At 61.0% G+C, this 16,713-nt stretch carries 12 protein-coding genes; 3 read left to right on the forward strand and 9 right to left on the reverse strand.

Going from position 1 to position 16,713, the window contains the following annotated elements:
- Nucleotides 1-187: 187 nt before the first annotated feature.
- Nucleotides 188-1,852, reverse strand: coding sequence for an energy-dependent translational throttle protein EttA (gene ettA / locus ATI14_RS02740; protein WP_016973837.1), 1,665 nt, complete (start codon nucleotides 1,850-1,852; stop codon nucleotides 188-190).
- Between the two features lie 285 nt (nucleotides 1,853-2,137).
- Here ettA and ATI14_RS02745 point away from each other — a divergent pair, with 285 nt between their 5' ends.
- Both ATI14_RS02745 and glyA read left to right on the forward strand, forming a co-directional pair.
- Complete coding sequence (locus ATI14_RS02745) at nucleotides 2,138-5,989, forward strand: sensor domain-containing protein (protein WP_016973838.1); 3,852 nt, start codon at nucleotides 2,138-2,140, stop codon at nucleotides 5,987-5,989.
- A gap of 230 nt (nucleotides 5,990-6,219) precedes the next feature.
- Entirely contained in the window at nucleotides 6,220-7,473 is a 1,254-nt protein-coding gene (gene glyA / locus ATI14_RS02750; RefSeq protein ID WP_016973839.1) for a serine hydroxymethyltransferase, read from the forward strand.
- 57 nt (nucleotides 7,474-7,530) lie between these two features.
- On the opposite strand, the gene ATI14_RS02755 is transcribed toward glyA, so the two are convergent.
- From ATI14_RS02755 to ATI14_RS02775, 5 genes are all read right to left on the reverse strand, one after another.
- A complete protein-coding gene (locus ATI14_RS02755; RefSeq protein WP_080520285.1) occupies nucleotides 7,531-8,271 on the reverse strand; it encodes a hypothetical protein in 741 nt (246 codons plus the stop codon).
- A gap of 115 nt (nucleotides 8,272-8,386) precedes the next feature.
- Complete coding sequence (locus tag ATI14_RS02760) at nucleotides 8,387-9,043, reverse strand: YopT-type cysteine protease domain-containing protein (protein ID WP_231124353.1); 657 nt, start codon at nucleotides 9,041-9,043, stop codon at nucleotides 8,387-8,389.
- A gap of 101 nt (nucleotides 9,044-9,144) precedes the next feature.
- Complete coding sequence (gene yjiA / locus ATI14_RS02765) at nucleotides 9,145-10,107, reverse strand: GTPase (RefSeq protein ID WP_016973842.1); 963 nt, start codon at nucleotides 10,105-10,107, stop codon at nucleotides 9,145-9,147.
- A gap of 184 nt (nucleotides 10,108-10,291) precedes the next feature.
- Nucleotides 10,292-10,489, reverse strand: a complete 198-nt coding sequence (locus ATI14_RS02770; protein ID WP_016973843.1) for a YbdD/YjiX family protein — start codon at nucleotides 10,487-10,489, stop codon at nucleotides 10,292-10,294.
- Nucleotides 10,490-10,504: 15 nt separating this feature from the next.
- Nucleotides 10,505-12,571, reverse strand: coding sequence for a carbon starvation CstA family protein (locus tag ATI14_RS02775; protein ID WP_016973844.1), 2,067 nt, complete (start codon nucleotides 12,569-12,571; stop codon nucleotides 10,505-10,507).
- A 173-nt stretch (nucleotides 12,572-12,744) separates the two neighbouring features.
- Here ATI14_RS02775 and ATI14_RS02780 point away from each other — a divergent pair, with 173 nt between their 5' ends.
- Entirely contained in the window at nucleotides 12,745-13,113 is a 369-nt protein-coding gene (locus ATI14_RS02780; protein ID WP_016973845.1) for a PilZ domain-containing protein, read from the forward strand.
- Between the two features lie 40 nt (nucleotides 13,114-13,153).
- Here the strand turns inward: ATI14_RS02780 and radA are convergent, their stop codons facing one another.
- Genes radA through katB form a run of 3 tightly spaced genes read right to left on the reverse strand, consistent with a single transcriptional unit; the run spans nucleotide 13,154 to nucleotide 16,694 of the window.
- The gene (gene radA, locus ATI14_RS02785) at nucleotides 13,154-14,521 is read right to left on the reverse strand and encodes a DNA repair protein RadA (protein WP_016973846.1); all 1,368 of its coding nucleotides are present in this window, start codon (nucleotides 14,519-14,521) and stop codon (nucleotides 13,154-13,156) included.
- Between the two features lie 35 nt (nucleotides 14,522-14,556).
- Entirely contained in the window at nucleotides 14,557-15,096 is a 540-nt protein-coding gene (locus ATI14_RS02790; RefSeq protein ID WP_016973847.1) for an ankyrin repeat domain-containing protein, read from the reverse strand.
- A 56-nt stretch (nucleotides 15,097-15,152) separates the two neighbouring features.
- A complete protein-coding gene (gene katB, locus ATI14_RS02795; protein ID WP_016973848.1) occupies nucleotides 15,153-16,694 on the reverse strand; it encodes a catalase KatB in 1,542 nt (513 codons plus the stop codon).
- Between the last annotated feature and the right edge of the window lie 19 nt (nucleotides 16,695-16,713).

The following is a 16,713-nucleotide window of genomic DNA, read 5'->3' on the forward strand; positions in this document are numbered from 1 at the left end:
TTTCAACATGCACCCGTCGTTAAAAAGCCATCGCAGGCAAGCCAGCTCCCACATTTGATCGATTTCTACTGGCGGAACGCGGCCAAAAGTGGGAGCTGGCTTGCCTGCGATGACCCACCTCGGTCCACCTGAAAAAATGCAAAAAAAACGGAGCCCGAAGGCTCCGCTTTTTTCAAACCTGCCCGAATCAGGCCAGTTTTTTGTGTCGCACGCGATGCGGCTGGGCAGCCGCTTCGCCCAAACGCTTCTTGCGGTCGGCTTCGTACTCGGTGTAGTTGCCTTCGAAGAACACCGCCTGGGAGTCGTCTTCGTACGCCAGGATGTGGGTCGCGACGCGGTCAAGGAACCACCGGTCGTGAGAGATCACAATGGCGGCGCCCGGGAAGTCCAGCAGGGCTTCTTCCAGGGAACGCAGGGTTTCAACGTCGAGGTCGTTGGACGGTTCGTCGAGCAGCAACACGTTGCCGCCTTCCTTCAGGGTCAGGGCCAGGTGCAAGCGGCCACGCTCACCACCGGACAGGTCCTTGACGAACTTCTGCTGGTCGCCGCCCTTGAAGTTGAAACGGCCGACATAGGTACGCGACGGAATTTCATAGTTGCCGATGCGGATCTGGTCGGAGCCGTCGGAAATCTGCTGGAACACCGTCTTGCTGCCGTCGAGGTCTTCGCGGCTCTGGTCTACGCAGGCCAGTTGCACGGTTTCACCGATTTCGATGCTGCCCGAATCCGGGGTTTCCTTGCCCATCAACATGCGGAACAGCGTGGATTTACCCGCGCCGTTACCACCGATAACGCCGACGATTGCGCCTTTTGGCATGGAGAACGACAGGTTGTCGATCAGCACGCGGTCGCCGTAGCCTTTGGTGACGTTCTTGAATTCGATGACCTTGTCACCCAGGCGCGGACCGGCCGGGATGTAGATTTCGTTGGTTTCCGAACGCTTCTGGAATTCCTGCGACTGCATTTCTTCGAAGCGTTGCAGACGCGCCTTGGATTTGGACTGGCGGGCCTTGGCGCCTTTGCGCACCCACTCCAGTTCTTCCTTCATGGCTTTTTCGTGGGCCGATTGCTGCTTGGATTCGGCGGCCAGACGGTCGGACTTGGCTTCCAGCCAGCCGGAGTAGTTGCCCTCGTAAGGGATACCGGCGCCACGGTCGAGTTCCAGAATCCAGCCCGCAACGTTGTCCAGGAAGTACCGGTCGTGCGTGATCGCTACCACGGTGCCCGGGAAATCGTGAAGGAAATGTTCCAGCCACGCGACGGAATCGGCGTCCAGGTGGTTGGTCGGTTCGTCGAGCAGCAGCATGTCGGGAGCCGACAGCAGCAGGCGGCACAGGGCCACACGGCGCTTCTCGCCACCGGACAGGTGTTCAACCTTGGCGTCCCACGCCGGCAGGCGCAGCGCGTCGGCGGCGACTTCCAGCTGGCGCTCCAGGTTGTGACCGTCGCCGGCCTGCAGGATGGCTTCGAGCTTGGCCTGTTCGGCGGCCAGCTTGTCGAAGTCGGCATCCGGTTCGGCGTAGGCGGCGTAGACCTCGTCCAGGCGCGCCTGGGCGTCCTTGATCACGCTGACGGCCTCTTCGACCACTTCACGTACGGTCTTGGTCGGGTCCAGGATCGGCTCTTGCGGCAGGTAACCGATGTTCAGTTCCGGCATCGGGCGGGCTTCGCCTTCGAATTCGGTGTCGACGCCGGCCATGATTTTCAGCAGTGTGGACTTACCCGAACCGTTGAGGCCGAGTACGCCGATCTTGGCGCCGGGGAAGAAGGACAGCGAAATGTTTTTCAGGATTTCCCGCTTCGGCGGAACAACTTTTCCCAGCCGATGCATGGTGAAGACGTATTGAGCCATGGTGAACCTAGCGTCAGTGACTGATGAATTAAGCGGGCGAAGCCCGTGCCAGGCCATGCGCGGCGCGGGCCTTTGACTATCGTCAATGCCGGCGTGCGGAAAAAGCCTGAATGTCTGGGGCTGGAACGCCCTCGCGTAACCGGCAAAGCTACCTGAATGCGCCTGGCCAGTCCAGCCAAGCGGGGCTGGCACTTTGCCACAACTCAAGGCATGCTAGCCGCCCTCCGGGCGTCCGGCTTATAGTGCACGTCGCGCGCCAGTCCAGCCAAACCGCAGGATCACAGCTTGTCCAAAGTCACGCCGCCCACTCCCCTGCGCGCCGCTCATATTGCGCCGGGAGCGCCCCTGCACGGCACCCTCAAAGGCGCATTGGCGACGCTTGTCCTGATGTTGCTCGCCTTATTGTTCTGGCAACTGCTCGACCAGCTGCAACAAAACCAGAAGAACCAGCAGCAATACACCATCAATTACAGCGCCGACCTGGCTGAACAGATCAGCCTGAACATGGCCCTGAGCGCGAAAATTGCCCTGAACCTGCTGCCGATGGTCGAGCCGCCGCGCAACGACGAGCAGCAACAAGCCCTCATGCGCACCCTGCAGCGCTCGCTGCCGGAGTTGCGCAGCGTCGCCCTGCTCGCCCCCAGCGGTGCCATGATCAGTGACAGTGCCCAAGACAGCCACGACGCCGCCTGGCTCGAAGAGCTGGTACAACGCAGCCACTCGCAGCCTTATTACCTGAGCAACAGCCCCGACGGCACCCTCATCTACCTGTTGCTGCACCAGCCCAGCGGAGGCTCGAGAATGTACTGGGCGCTGCGCCTGGCGCCGAATTACCTGGCCAACCTCACCCGGCAGGATGGCCAGGGCGCCCGCCCGATGTGGGCCATCGAAAACCGCCTGAACCACCGCGTGGTCAGCCGCGACACCGGCATGCCGGCGCAATGGGCCTCGGCCCTGACCCCGGACGAGCTGAATAAAAGCGTGCTGGTCACGCCCCTGAGCAAAAGCGATTGGCAATTGCGCGGCCTCTTTGACCGCAGCGCCGTGCTGGAGCAACTGCTGCCGGCGTTTATCGGCAAATGCCTGCTGGGCCTGGCGTTTTCACTGATCCCGGTGATCGTGCTGCTGAACATGCGCCGCCGCCAGCGTCAGGTGAATGAGGGCCGGCGGCGCTATCAGGATATTTTCGAAGGCACCGGCGTGGCCCTGTGCGTGCTGGACCTGTCGGGTCTGAAGGCGTTCTTCGTCAAAACACGGCTGCACACCCGCGAGCAACTGCACGACTGGCTGAAGGACAACGCCGAAGAGCGCCAGCAATTGCTCAAGGAATTGCGCGTCACCGAGGTCAACCAGGTGGCCGTGCGCCTGTTGAACGTCAGTTCCTGCGAAGAAGCCTGGGAACGCCTGATCGACGACTGCCCGCGCAACGCCACGGCCATCGGTTACCAAGTGCTGGAAGCCGTGCTGACCGGGCAGAAACAGCTGGAGCTGGAGATCCAGCTCAATGATGTCAACGGCAACGAGCAATACCTGTGGCTGGTGATGCGCCTGCCGGAACAGCAGGACGACTGCAAGGCCGTGATCCTGAGCATCAGCGACATCACCAGCCGCAAGCTGATCGAGCTGTCACTGGTGGAACGCGAGAGTTTCTGGTCGGACGTGGTGCGCACCGTGCCCGATCACCTGTACGTGCAGGACGTGATCAGCCAGCGCATGATTTTCAGCAATCACCATTTGGGTCACACCCTGGGTTACAACAGGGCCGAGCTGCAGCAAATGGGCGAGTACTTCTGGGAAATCCTGCTGCACCCCGAAGACGCCGAGTTTTACCACGACCTGCGCCAGCAACAGCGTCAGGTGGGCTATGCCAACCAATTGCAGTGCCAGTTACGCTTTCGCCATCGCAATAACCAATGGCGGCGTTTTGATATCCGCGAGCAGGCGCTGGCGCGGGATAAGTCGGCGGTGGTCACGCGGATCATCGGCGTGGCCAAGGACGTCACCGACCAGATCGAAGCCAGCGAATCCCTGCGCGACAGCGAGCAGCGTTACCGCATGCTGGCCGAAAGCATCAGCGACGTGATCTGCTCCACCGACAGCCAACTGGCGCTCAACTACATCAGCCCGTCGGTCAACGCCGTGCTCGGGTATGACGTGGACTGGGTGTTCAAGAACGGCTGGCAGTCGATCATTGCCAACCCGCAGCAACTGACCGGCATCTACAGCCTGGTGGAGCAAGTCAGCCGCGCGCTCGGCGACCCTGCAGCGCTGAACGCCTTGCGCGATGAAGTGCAAACCCAGCTGTTTCTGTTCGATTGCCTGCGCGCCGACGGCCGCAAGGTGCCGATCGAACTGCGCGTGGTGCTGGTGTGGGATGAGCACGGTGCGTTCGAGGGCATCCTCGGCGTGGGCCGCGACATCAGCCAGCAGCGCCGCGCCGAGAAAGACCTGCGCATGGCGGCCACGGTATTCGAGCATTCCACCTCGGCGATTCTGATCACCGACCCGGCCGGTTATATCGTGCAGGCCAACGAGGCGTTCAGCCGGGTCAGCGGCTACGCCGTCAGCGACGTGCTCGACCAGTTGCCGAACATGCTTACCGTGGATGAGCAACAGGAAGCCCACCTGCGTTACGTGCTCAAGCAACTGCACCAGCACAGCACCTGGGAAGGCGAAGTGTGGCTCAAACGCCTGAACGGCGAGCATTACCCGGCCTGGGTCGGCATTACCGCCGTGTTCGACGACGAAGGCGACCTGGCCAGCTACGTGTGTTTCTTCAGCGATATCAGCGAGCGCAAGGCCAGCGAGCAGCGCATCCACCGCCTGGCTTATTACGACGCCCTGACCCACCTGCCCAACCGCACGCTGTTCCAGGACCGCCTGCACACCGCGTTGCAGTCGGCCGAGCGGCAGAAGTCGTGGGTGGTGCTGATGTTCCTCGACCTCGACCGTTTCAAGCCGATCAACGATTCCCTGGGCCACGCCGCCGGCGACCGCATGCTCAAGGAAATGGCAACGCGCCTGCTGGGTTGCGTGGCCGAAGACGACACCGTGGCACGCATGGGCGGCGACGAATTCACTTTACTGTTGCAACCGCGGGTCAGCCGCGACATGGCGCTCAACCGTGCGATTCACGTGGCCGAGCAGATTCTGGCCAGCCTGGTGAAGCCGTTTGTGCTGGAAGGCCGCGAGTTCTTTGTGACCGCCAGTATCGGCATCGCCTTGAGCCCGCAGGACGGCAACGAGCTGAGCCAGTTGATGAAAAACGCCGACACCGCGATGTACCACGCCAAGGAGCGCGGCAAGAACAACTTCCAGTTCTACCAGGCCGACATGAACGCCAGCGCCCTGGAGCGCCTGGAGCTGGAAAGCGACCTGCGCCATGCCCTCGACCAGAACGAATTCGTGCTCTATTACCAGCCGCAATTCAGTGGCGACGGCAAACGCCTGACCGGCGCCGAGGCCCTGCTGCGCTGGCGTCATCCCCGTCGCGGGCTGGTGCCGCCGGGTGATTTCATTCCGGTGCTCGAAGAGCTAGGCCTGGTGGTGGACGTGGGCGACTGGGTGCTGGCCGAAGCCTGTCGCCAGCTCAAAACCTGGCACCACAACAAGGTGCGCGTGCCGAAAGTCTCGGTGAACATCTCGGCTCGGCAGTTCTCCGACGGCCAACTGGGCGAGCGCATCGCCACCATCCTCAAGGACACCGGCCTGCCGCCGGCGTGCCTGGAGCTGGAATTGACCGAAAGTATCCTGATGCGTGAAGTCAACGAGGCCATGCAGATCCTCGCCAGCCTGAAAAACCTCGGTCTGAGCATTGCAGTGGACGACTTCGGCACGGGCTATTCGTCGCTGAACTACCTCAAGCAGTTCCCCATCGACGTGTTGAAGATCGACCGCACCTTCGTCGACGGCCTGCCGTCCGGCGAGCAAGACGCCCAGATCGCCCGGGCGATTATCGCCATGGCTCACAGTTTGAACCTGGCGGTGATCGCCGAGGGCGTGGAAACCCATGAACAGCTGGATTTCCTCAGGGAGCATGGCTGTGATGAGGTGCAGGGCTACCTGTTCGGCAGGCCGATGCCGGCGAACCGGTTCGAGGCGCAGTTCAGCAATGATGCGCTGTTCATGTTCGACTGAAGTTTTGTGGTGGCGCTGCCGGCCCCTTCGCGGGCAAGCCCGCTCCCACAGTTGAATGGGTTCACAGATCAAAATGTGGGAGCTGGCTTGCCTGCGATGGCGCCAGTACAGGCACCGCTCATCCCTAAGTGAATCCCGCTTGTCCGCGACATGATGTCCTTTCATATGCCATCTAAAACCCATTGGGTTAGAATGCCCTCCTTTTCTGCCCCCGATCCTTGAGGACCGCCATGTTCAGCCGTGATTTGACTATTGCCAAGTACGACGCCGATCTCTTTGCCGCCATGGAGCAAGAAGCCGTGCGCCAGGAAGAGCACATTGAGCTGATCGCTTCGGAAAACTACACCAGCCCAGCCGTCATGGAGGCTCAAGGTTCGGTTCTGACCAACAAGTACGCCGAAGGCTACCCGGGCAAGCGCTACTACGGTGGTTGCGAGTACGTCGACGTGGTTGAGCAGTTGGCCATCGACCGTGCAAAAGAGCTGTTCGGCGCCGATTACGCCAACGTCCAGCCGCACGCCGGCTCCCAAGCCAACAGCGCCGTGTACCTGGCTCTGCTGCAAGGCGGCGACACCATTCTGGGCATGAGCCTGGCCCACGGCGGTCACCTGACCCACGGCGCCAGCGTTTCCTCCTCCGGCAAGCTGTACAACGCCGTTCAATACGGCATCGATGCCAACGGCCTGATCGACTACGACGAAGTCGAGCGTCTGGCGGTTGAGCACAAGCCAAAAATGATCGTGGCCGGTTTCTCTGCCTACTCGCAGATTCTGGATTTCCCACGCTTCCGCGCTATCGCCGACAAGGTTGGCGCCTACCTGTTCGTCGACATGGCTCACGTAGCCGGTCTGGTCGCCGCTGGCGTCTACCCGAACCCGGTGCCGTTCGCTGACGTGGTCACCACCACCACTCACAAAACCCTGCGCGGCCCACGTGGCGGCCTGATCCTGGCGCGCGCCAACGCCGATATCGAGAAGAAGCTGAACTCCGCCGTATTCCCGGGCGCCCAGGGCGGCCCGCTGGAGCATGTGATCGCCGCCAAAGCGATCTGCTTCAAGGAAGCGCTGCAGCCTGAGTTCAAGGCTTATCAGCAACAAGTGGTAAAAAACGCCCAGACCATGGCCAGCGTGTTCATCGAGCGCGGTTTTGACGTGGTGTCCGGCGGTACTGAAAACCATCTGTTCCTGCTGTCGCTGATCAAGCAGGACATTTCCGGTAAAGATGCTGACGCTGCTTTGGGCCGCGCCTTCATCACCGTGAACAAGAACTCCGTGCCGAACGACCCACGTTCGCCGTTCGTCACCTCCGGCCTGCGCTTCGGCACCCCGGCTGTGACCACTCGCGGCTTCAAGGAAGCAGAGTGCAAGGAGCTGGCGGGCTGGATCTGCGACATCCTGGCAGACCTGAACAACGAAGCCGTGATCGACGCGGTCCGTGAGAAGGTCAAGGCCATCTGCAAAAAGCTGCCGGTCTACGGCGCCTGATAGCAGTCGCTTGAACACAAAGCGCTGACGGCAACGTCGGCGCTTTTTTTTGCCTGTTCAAAAGCTGCCCGACGGTGGCAGCGCACCGCCTATCTCACGGTAAAAGTTACTGACACCGGTATCGAACGATTTGCCCGACAGGTTGGCAGCAAAGGTTTCCGCCACGAACTCCAGGGGGTTGGTCATGGCGTACATGCTCACCGCCGTGCCGTTATTCGCCGCCTTGAGTGTGATCGACGGGTCTTGAGCACCCAGCTTGAAGGTCCAGAAGGTCTCGGGCTGATTCATCTCGTGAAGAATATGGCCGATCTCGTGGATCACCACGGTCGCGGCGTGCCCATGCATCTTCGGGTCACCGAACCAGCGCTGTGTGCCGTCGTACACCTGGTCGGCGACGCCCCTTCCCGGGTCCTTGCCCAAGCCGCCTTCAATGCCGTTGAGCTGGATCTGCGGGTTATGCTGCCCGGTCTTGGGGCCCATGAAGACGGTGTACTCGGCTGCGCCGCGCAAATTGCCCATGCAGGCAATGCACGGCACGCCCTCGGTGGCCGAACAGAGGAAGGTGATCGGCGGCAGGCTGAAGCCCTTGGCCGCCAACACTTGCAGGGCCTTGTCGATGGAGGTGCGTTTCAACTGGGCAAGCGGGTCACCGTTTTCGCTGCCGATGCTCATCATCGCAGCGCCCGGCCCGTTATAGGCCTGATAGGTGAAGGTCATCATGCCGGTCTTGGCCCGATAGGTCTGGGCCAGCTTGCCGTCACTCTTTCTACCCGCCTGGATCTGTGCTGCCGTGGCCATGGTCGATCTCCGACATCTGAACGTGCCTGCTGAAATAACAGTCGGTGATCGCGGTTTATTCCGATGAACGTCCGGCACGGCTTTGGTTCGTTGAGCCGGCCAACAGGGAGCGCAGCTACATGTTTCCCAGCTGAATCAGAAACAGCTTGTCGAATTGAAGGTCGGCCTTGACGCCCTTCATCGAAACGTAATGCCGGTAGTGGTTATACAGTTGCTTGAAAAAGGCCAGCTTGCCCTTCGCCCCGATACGGTACTCACCCGAGTTGGGGTCGAAAAAGCTCATCCCGCTGCCATCGGCGTACAAGGCAAAAGCGTGGGACGTGACACCTTCGGTAAAGGTGCACTCCCACAGGTAATAACCCGGCAGGGTCTCGTCGATATGACTGGCCAATACCTCCAGGCCCGTCAGCCCGCTCGCTTCGATAGCCGAACGGCTCGACATGCCGCAGATATTGGGCGCCGCCGCGACAATTCTTTCGATGCCACGGGCGGACCTGTAGTAGCAGCGATTGAAGGAGCTGCAGTCCACATCGACCTTGTACAGCGTGTCTTCCTGCCCCAGATACTGTATGCGCCGTTGCGGTGTCTCCGACGGTTGTTGCAGCCTGCGTCGCAACCACGCAAACGCAAGCCCGATGCAAGCGCCATTCTGCACGCCGGGCATCTCTTTGATGGCGGCGTTATTGCTCAATGCCGAGCGCTGTTTGAATTTGGCGACCCGATGCACCTTCATGCCGATCGGGGTTTTCCAGGAAACATAATTAGCCGGCATTGGCACTGCCCCCAATGCCTGCGTTGATCCGTGCCACGTTCACCATGGGTCTGCCTCTGCCATTTCATCTGCCTGATGAGATAACAGCTCGCGAGGTCGGTTTATTCCGACTGGTACAGCTGCTGGAAACCCTGGCGAATCTTGTCTTCAGGCAGTTCATCGGCAATGAACACGATCACGCTCTCACGCGCCTCGCCCTCGGCCCACTCGGTGTCCCAATCGAACCCGTAGAGCTTGAGCACGCCCTGGAACACCAGTCGCCGGTTTTCCCCGGCGATGTTCAGCACGCCCTTGTAGCGCAACAACTGCTTGCCATGATCTTCCAGCAGTTCGTTCATGAACGCGCTGAGGCGGTCGATATCCAGCGGCTGGTCGGTGCGCAGCACCAGGCTGGAGATACGGTCGATGGACGGCGCGGCGCTGACCGGGCGCAGGCTCATGCCGGCGTTGAGGTTGAAGCCCCGCACATCGAGCAATTCGGCCAGGTCAATGTTGCCGTGGTCGACCACGCGAATCGGCGCGCGGCGGTTGATGCGGGTCAGGCGCTGGCTGAGGGCGTCGAAGGTGGCGTCGTCCACCAGGTCACGCTTGCTCACCAACAAGCGGTCGGCAAAGCCGATCTGGACCTGGGCGATGGTCTGGGTCAGGTGATGCTCAGCGTGAGCCGCATCCACCAGGGTAATGATGCCGTCGAGAATGTAGCGCTCGCGCAATTCTTCATCGATGAAAAAGGTTTGGGCCACGGGCGCCGGGTCGGCCAGGCCGGTGCATTCGATCACCAGGCGGTCGAAGGCAATTTCGCCGCTGTCCAGGCGTTCGAGCAGCAGGTACAGGGCTTTGGTCAGGTCGGTGTGGATGGTGCAGCACACGCAGCCGTTGGACAGGGTCATGACCTGCACCGGCTCGGCGCCCAGCAGTTGGGTGTCGATACCGGCGTCGCTGAATTCGTTTTCGATCACGGCGATTTTCAGGCCGTGCTCGGCTTTGAGCAGGTGGCGCAGCAAGGTGGTCTTGCCGGCGCCGAGGAAGCCACTGAGGACCGTGACCGGAATGGGAGAGGACAAAAAATTCTCCTTAATAACTGAATGAACACAAAACAAATGTGGGAGCAGTCCCCTGTGGGAGCTGGCTTGCCTGCGATGCAGACAACTCGGTCTTCCAGTCATACCGAGTTGATGCTATCGCAGGCAAGCCAGCTCCCACAGAAGCCCGCTCCCACATGGGATCATCGCCAGCCCGAATACCGGGTCAGCAGCACTTGGGCCCACCCTTGCCGCCGTAACGGGCCTCCTGGCGCTCGCGGAAGAACGCCTTGTAGCCCATCACCGGCTTGTCCGGGTGTTTGGTTTGCATATGCTCGACGTAGGTGTCGTAGTCGGGCATGCCGACCATCAGGCGGGCGGCCTGACCGAGGTATTTACCAAGGCGACTGATGTCATTGAACATGCTTGCAACCCTCGATTACGCGTCAGGAACCGCCTGGAACGGGGCTTCTTTATCCGTACGCTCTTTATTGCCCCAGGCGGCAACGCCGACCTTGAGCGCATAGAACAGGATGCTGAATACCACGAACAGGAACAGCGCCGTCAGCGTTGCGTTGGTGTAGGCGTTCCAGATCACGTGCTGCATCTGGTCGACACTTTTGGCCGGAGCCAGGATCTGGCCATTGGCAAGTGCATCACTGTATTTCTTGGCCAGCGACAGGAAGCCGATTGCCGGGTTGGCGTCGAACAGCTTGATGAAGCCTGCGGTGGTGGTGCAGATCAGCAGCCAAACAGCCGGCAGCATGGTCACCCAGATGTAGCGCTGGCGTTTCATTTTGATCAGCACAACGGTGGCGAGCATCAGCGCGATACCGGCGAGCATCTGGTTGGAGATACCGAACAGCGGCCACAAGGTGTTGATGCCGCCCAGCGGGTCGATCACGCCCTGGTACAGCAGGTAACCCCACATGGCCACGCAGCCTGCGGTCGCGATCAGGTTGGCGGTCCACGACTCGGTACGCTTGAGCGACGGCACGAAGGAGCCGAGCAAGTCCTGCAGCATGAACCGCCCGGCACGGGTACCGGCGTCGACGGCGGTCAGGATGAACAGCGCTTCGAACAGGATCGCAAAGTGGTACCAGAACGCCATGGTGTTTTCACCCGGCAACACGCTGTGCAGGATCTGCGCGATACCCACCGCCAAGGTCGGCGCACCACCGGCACGGGCCAGGATGGTGGTTTCGCCGATGTCGTGGGCCACAGCGGTCAGCGCCTCAGGCGTAATCGCAAACCCCCAACTGCTGACGGTTTGCGCCACCGCCACCACGTCACCACCGACCACGGCGGCCGGGCTGTTCATGGCGAAGTACACGCCTGGCTCGATCACCGAGGCAGCGACCATGGCCATGATGGCCACGAACGATTCCATCAGCATCGCGCCGTAACCGATATAACGCGCGTTGGTTTCGTTATCCAGCAACTTGGGCGTGGTGCCCGAAGAAATCAGCGCGTGGAAACCCGAAACCGCGCCACAGGCAATGGTGATGAACAGGAACGGGAACAGGCCGCCCTTCCACACCGGGCCGGTGCCGTCGATGAATTGGGTCAGGGCCGGCATTTTCAGCTCTGGCATGGTCACCAGGATGCCGATCGCCAGAGCGATGATGGTGCCGATTTTGAGGAAGGTGGAGAGGTAGTCACGCGGCGCCAGGATCAGCCACACCGGCAATACTGCGGCGACAAAACCGTAGCCGATCAGCATCCAGGTGATCTGGATCCCGCTGAAGGTGAACGCCTTGGCCCACACCGGGTCAGCGGCGATCTGCCCGCCCAGCCAGATCGAACCCAGCAGCAACAGCACGCCGATGATCGAGATTTCACCAATGCGGCCTGGGCGGATGTAGCGCATGTACACGCCCATGAACATCGCGATCGGGATGGTCGCCATCACGGTGAAGATACCCCATGGGCTCTCGGCCAGGGCCTTGACCACGATCAGTGCCAGCACCGCGAGGATGATGATCATGATCAGGAAGCAGCCGAACAGCGCGATGGTGCCCGGAATGCGGCCCATCTCTTCGCGAACCATGTCCCCCAGGGAACGGCCGTTGCGACGAGTGGACAGGAACAGGACCATGAAGTCCTGCACCGCACCGGCCAGCACCACGCCGGCAATCAGCCAGAGCGTGCCGGGCAGGTAGCCCATTTGCGCCGCCAGCACCGGGCCGACCAGAGGGCCTGCACCGGCAATCGCCGCAAAGTGGTGACCGAACAGAATGTGTTTGTTGGTCGGCACATAGTCCAGACCATCATTGTTGAGCACCGCGGGGGTGGCCCGCCGTGGATCGAGTTGCATCACGTTGTTAGCGATGAACAGACTGTAGTAACGGTACGCAACCAGGTAGATGGCCACCGCAGCCACCACAATCCACAAGGCGTTGATCGCCTCGCCGCGGCGCAAGGCCACTACGCCCAGGGCGCACGCTCCTACGATTGCCAGCACCAGCCAGGGTAGGTGGCGTAGCAGGCTATTATTATTTTTCATTTTTATATTCCAGCCAGGGTGGACAGAAAGGACAGCCAGCCCGAGTTTAGCGCTGTTGGCTTCAAAGGCCACCCCCCACATTGGTCTAGCGCCTTGCAATTGCAAAAAAAGCAGAAATAAAAGCCGGGTGATGGCGCAAGGCTACAATCCTTCTATTCACAGAGGGTTTAACCATGACCGAGCAGCCGTCTGACCGCCGCCGTTTTCGACGAATCGCCTTTGATGCCAAGACGACGATTGCCCAGGACAACTGGAATTGGCCGGTGCGATTGGTGGATGTGTCGCTGCGCGGGTTGCTGGTAGAGCGCCCTGAGGACTGGCGAGGGAATGGCAAGCGGCTATTTAACGTGGATATCCGGCTGGACCCACAGGCGCATATCAAGATGCAGGTGAAGTTGGCCCATGATGATCACGGGCAGCTGGGTTTTGTGTGCGAGCACATCGATCTGGACTCGATCAGCCATTTGCGCCGGCTGATCGAGCTGAACCTGGGTGATGAGGATGAACTGCACCGGGAGCTGGGTGCGTTGCTGGAGCTCTAGCAGTCAACACAGCTCCCACAGGGGGTTGCGGTGTTGCCGATTACTCGAACAAGGCATCCAGCGCCTGCTCAAGGCGCGTGACCGCAATGATTTGCAGGCCCGGCGGCGATTCCTTCGGCGCATTGCCCTTGGGCACGATGGCGCGCTTGAAGCCGTGCTTGGCCGCTTCTTTCAAGCGTTCCTGGCCGCTGGGCACCGGGCGCACTTCGCCCGACAGGCCGACTTCACCGAACACCAGCAAGTCGTGAGGCAACGGACGGTTGCGCAGACTGGACATCACCGCCGCCATCAACGCGAGGTCGGAGGCGGTTTCCAGCACCTTGACCCCGCCGACCACGTTGAGGAACACGTCCTGGTCATGGGTGGGAATGCCGCCGTGCCGGTGCAGAACCGCGAGCAACATCGCCAGGCGGTTCTGGTCCAGGCCCAGGGTTACGCGGCGCGGGTTGGCCAAATGGCTGTCATCCACCAGCGCCTGCACTTCCACCAGCATTGGCCGGGTACCTTCCCACGTTGCCATCACCACGCTGCCCGGGACTTCTTCCTGAGCGCGCGTGAGAAAAATCGCCGAAGGGTTGGAGACTTCTTTCAGCCCCCGGTCAGTCATGGCGAACACACCCAGTTCGTTCACCGCGCCGAAACGGTTCTTCACGGCCCGCAGCAAACGCAAACGCCCATCGGATTCGCCTTCGAAATACAGCACGGTGTCGACCATGTGCTCCAACACCCGTGGCCCCGCCAGCGCGCCCTCTTTGGTCACGTGGCCAACCAGAAAAATCGCCGTGCCGCTCTGCTTGGCGTACCGCACCAGCAACGCCGCGCTTTCACGCACCTGGGACACGCCACCCGGCGCCGATTGCAGTTGCTCGGTGAAGATTGTCTGGATCGAGTCGATCACCATGACCTTGGGTTTTTCGATGCGCGCAGTGGCGATGATGCTTTCGATGCAGGTTTCGGTCATCACCCGCAGTTGATCCTGGGGCAAGCCCAGACGGCGCGCACGCATGGCCACTTGTTGCTGGGACTCTTCACCAGTGACATACAGGGCCGGCATGCGGCTGGCGATGCTGCACAGGGTTTGCAGCAGGATCGTGGATTTGCCGATGCCAGGGTCGCCGCCGATCAGCACCACCGAGCCATCCACCAGGCCGCCGCCGAGCACGCGGTCCAGTTCGCCGGAGGCGGTGGAGAAACGCGGGATTTCCTCGACGCTGACTTCCGCCAGGGTTTTGATCTGCGCCTGTTGCCCGGTCCAGCCGGCACGCCCGGTGGGGGCTGCCGCGCCGCCGCTTTCGATCATGGTTTCAGTCAGGGTGTTCCACGCGCCGCATTCGGTGCACTGGCCGGCCCACTTGGGAAAGGTCGCGCCGCACTCTGTGCAGCCGTACATGCGCTTGGCCTTTGCCATTTGAGAACCTCCAACTGAAAAACCGCGATGATAGCTCAGCGCGGCGCCGGGGTCCGGATTTCACCACTGGCCAAGCGTGATGCACTGTTGCCGATCGGGTCTTCGGCATTGAGGTCGGCGCCTTTGGCTTTCAGCTCATCGAGCAGTTCGACGCGCTTGAACAGCCCGGCGTACATGGCCGCTGTCTGCCCGGCACCGTTGCGTTGGTCGGGGTTGCAGTCGGTGGCGAGCAGGCGCTGAGCGATTTTCAACTCGCCCTTGAAGATCGCGCCCATCAGTGCAGTGTTACCGCGTTTGTCTTGTACACAGGCATCGGCCCCGGCGCTGAGCAGGCGTTCCACAAACGGGCCCTGGCCATGATAGGCGGCGAGGATCAGCGCGGTGTAACCCTTGTCGTCCTGGGTGTTGAGGCTGTAGCCGGAGTCAATAAAGGTATTGAGCATGTCGATGTCGCCACGGCGGGCGGCGTCGAAATAGTAATCCTGCAACTGCGCCTTGAGCGCAACCGGGTCAGGTTGTTCGGCATGGGCGACAAAGGCCAGCATGGCCATCAGCAAACCGATGGAAATTCGCATGATTTTCTCCTGCAAGGGGCCGGTGCCCTGTGTCGGGCACCGGCCGAAACCAACAGTCAGTCGGTGAGTTTTTCCGCCAGCGCCTTGACCCGCGCCAGGTCGCCCTTGGCCACTTTGGTCACACCGGTGCCGTATTCCGGGTCTGCCTTGTAGAGGAACGACAGGATGATGTGCTTGCTTTCGTCATCGGTGGTCGCCAGCGAGCCGCCGAAATTGTCGATCAGGTCCTGACGTTCTTTCTTGTTGAACGAGCGGTACAGGTCACCCGCCTGCTTGAAGTTCTGCTCGCGCTGGATCTTCGCCTGCTGGGTGCTGCCCGACAGCGCCGACTGGCTGTAGCGCGCGGTTTGCGGCTCTTCGCGCGGCAACAGGCGGCTTGGCTGGTAGTTCACGCCGGTGCTGGTTTTGCCGACGTTCATCGCACCATCCTGGTTGCCGTTGTTGACGGTCACCCGCGGGGCGTTGATCGGCAGTTGCAGGGCATTCGGGCCCAGGCGGTACATCTGCGTGTCGGCGTAGGAGAACACCCGGCCTTGCAGCAAGCGGTCTTCCGATGGCTCGATACCAGGCACCAGATTGGCGGGGGCCATGGCAACTTGTTCGGTCTCCTGGAACACATTCGCCGGGTTACGGTTCAATACCATTTGCCCAACTTTGCGCTCCGGTACATTGGGCCAGATCTTGGTGGCGTCCAGTGGATCAAAGTCAAACTTGACCAAGTCCTCAGGTTTCAGCACTTGTACATATAAGTCCCACTTGGGGAAGTCACCCTTGTTGATATGAGTGACCAAGTCGTTAGTCATATGGCTGTAATCGCGACCCTGTACTTCGGCCACTTGTTTCGGGTCAAGATTCTTGATGCCTTGCAGGCTCTTCCAATGGAACTTGACGTAATGCACTTCGCCTTTGGCATTGATCAACTTGTAGGCATGTACCCCATTGCCGTCCATTTCCCGATAACTGGCCGGCGTGCCGGAGTCTGAGTACAACTCGGTCAATGTACGGGTGGACTCCGGAACATGGGAGAAGAAGTCGAAACGACGGGAGTCATCGTCCAGGTTGGTACGCGGGTCAGGCTTGAACGCGTGAACCATGTCGGGGAACTTGATCGCATCGCGAATAAAAAAGGTCGGGAAGTTATTGCCGACCAAATCCCAATTGCCTTCCGCGGTGTAGAACTTGGTGGCAAAGCCGCGCGGGTCGCGCAGGGTCTCCGGCGAGTGGTTGCCATGGACCACAGCAGAGAAACGCACAAACACCGGGGTGGCTTCGCCGGCGGCGAAGACTTTGGCTTTGGTCAGGTCGCTGAGGCTGTCGGTGACGGTAAACGTACCGTGGGCGCCGGTACCACGGGCGTGTACGACGCGCTCCGGGATGCGCTCGCGGTCGAAGCGCTGCAGCTTCTGGATCAATTGCACGTCTTGCAACAGCACTGGGCCATTGGCGCCGGCGGTTTGCGAGTTCTGGTTGTCGCCGACGGCGGCGCCGTTATCGCGGGTCAGGTTGGCGGCGTGTACGGATAAGGAAAGCAGGCTCGCGGCGGCCAGTGCCAGTGCGTGGCGCGCCGAGAGTGGCCTGCGGCTCATGGGCATATTCATCGGGGTGTCCTCTGGTTTT

This window comes from Pseudomonas tolaasii NCPPB 2192, assembly GCF_002813445.1.
Taxonomy (GTDB): Bacteria; Pseudomonadota; Gammaproteobacteria; order Pseudomonadales; family Pseudomonadaceae; genus Aquipseudomonas; species Aquipseudomonas tolaasii.

Excerpts from the sequence above, each read along its gene's own strand:
- ettA (WP_016973837.1), bottom strand. The coding sequence starts at position 1,852 with ATGGCTCAATACGTCTTCACCATGCATCGGCTGGGAAAAGTTGTTCCG.
- glyA (WP_016973839.1), top strand. The coding sequence starts at position 6,220 with ATGTTCAGCCGTGATTTGACTATTGCCAAGTACGACGCCGATCTCTTT.
- ATI14_RS02755 (WP_080520285.1), bottom strand. The coding sequence starts at position 8,271 with ATGGCCACGGCAGCACAGATCCAGGCGGGTAGAAAGAGTGACGGCAAG.
- ATI14_RS02760 (WP_231124353.1), bottom strand. The coding sequence starts at position 9,043 with ATGCCGGCTAATTATGTTTCCTGGAAAACCCCGATCGGCATGAAGGTG.
- ATI14_RS02770 (WP_016973843.1), bottom strand. The coding sequence starts at position 10,489 with ATGTTCAATGACATCAGTCGCCTTGGTAAATACCTCGGTCAGGCCGCC.
- ATI14_RS02775 (WP_016973844.1), bottom strand. The coding sequence starts at position 12,571 with ATGAAAAATAATAATAGCCTGCTACGCCACCTACCCTGGCTGGTGCTG.
- ATI14_RS02780 (WP_016973845.1), top strand. The coding sequence starts at position 12,745 with ATGACCGAGCAGCCGTCTGACCGCCGCCGTTTTCGACGAATCGCCTTT.
- radA (WP_016973846.1), bottom strand. The coding sequence starts at position 14,521 with ATGGCAAAGGCCAAGCGCATGTACGGCTGCACAGAGTGCGGCGCGACC.
- ATI14_RS02790 (WP_016973847.1), bottom strand. The coding sequence starts at position 15,096 with ATGCGAATTTCCATCGGTTTGCTGATGGCCATGCTGGCCTTTGTCGCC.
- katB (WP_016973848.1), bottom strand. The coding sequence starts at position 16,694 with ATGAATATGCCCATGAGCCGCAGGCCACTCTCGGCGCGCCACGCACTG.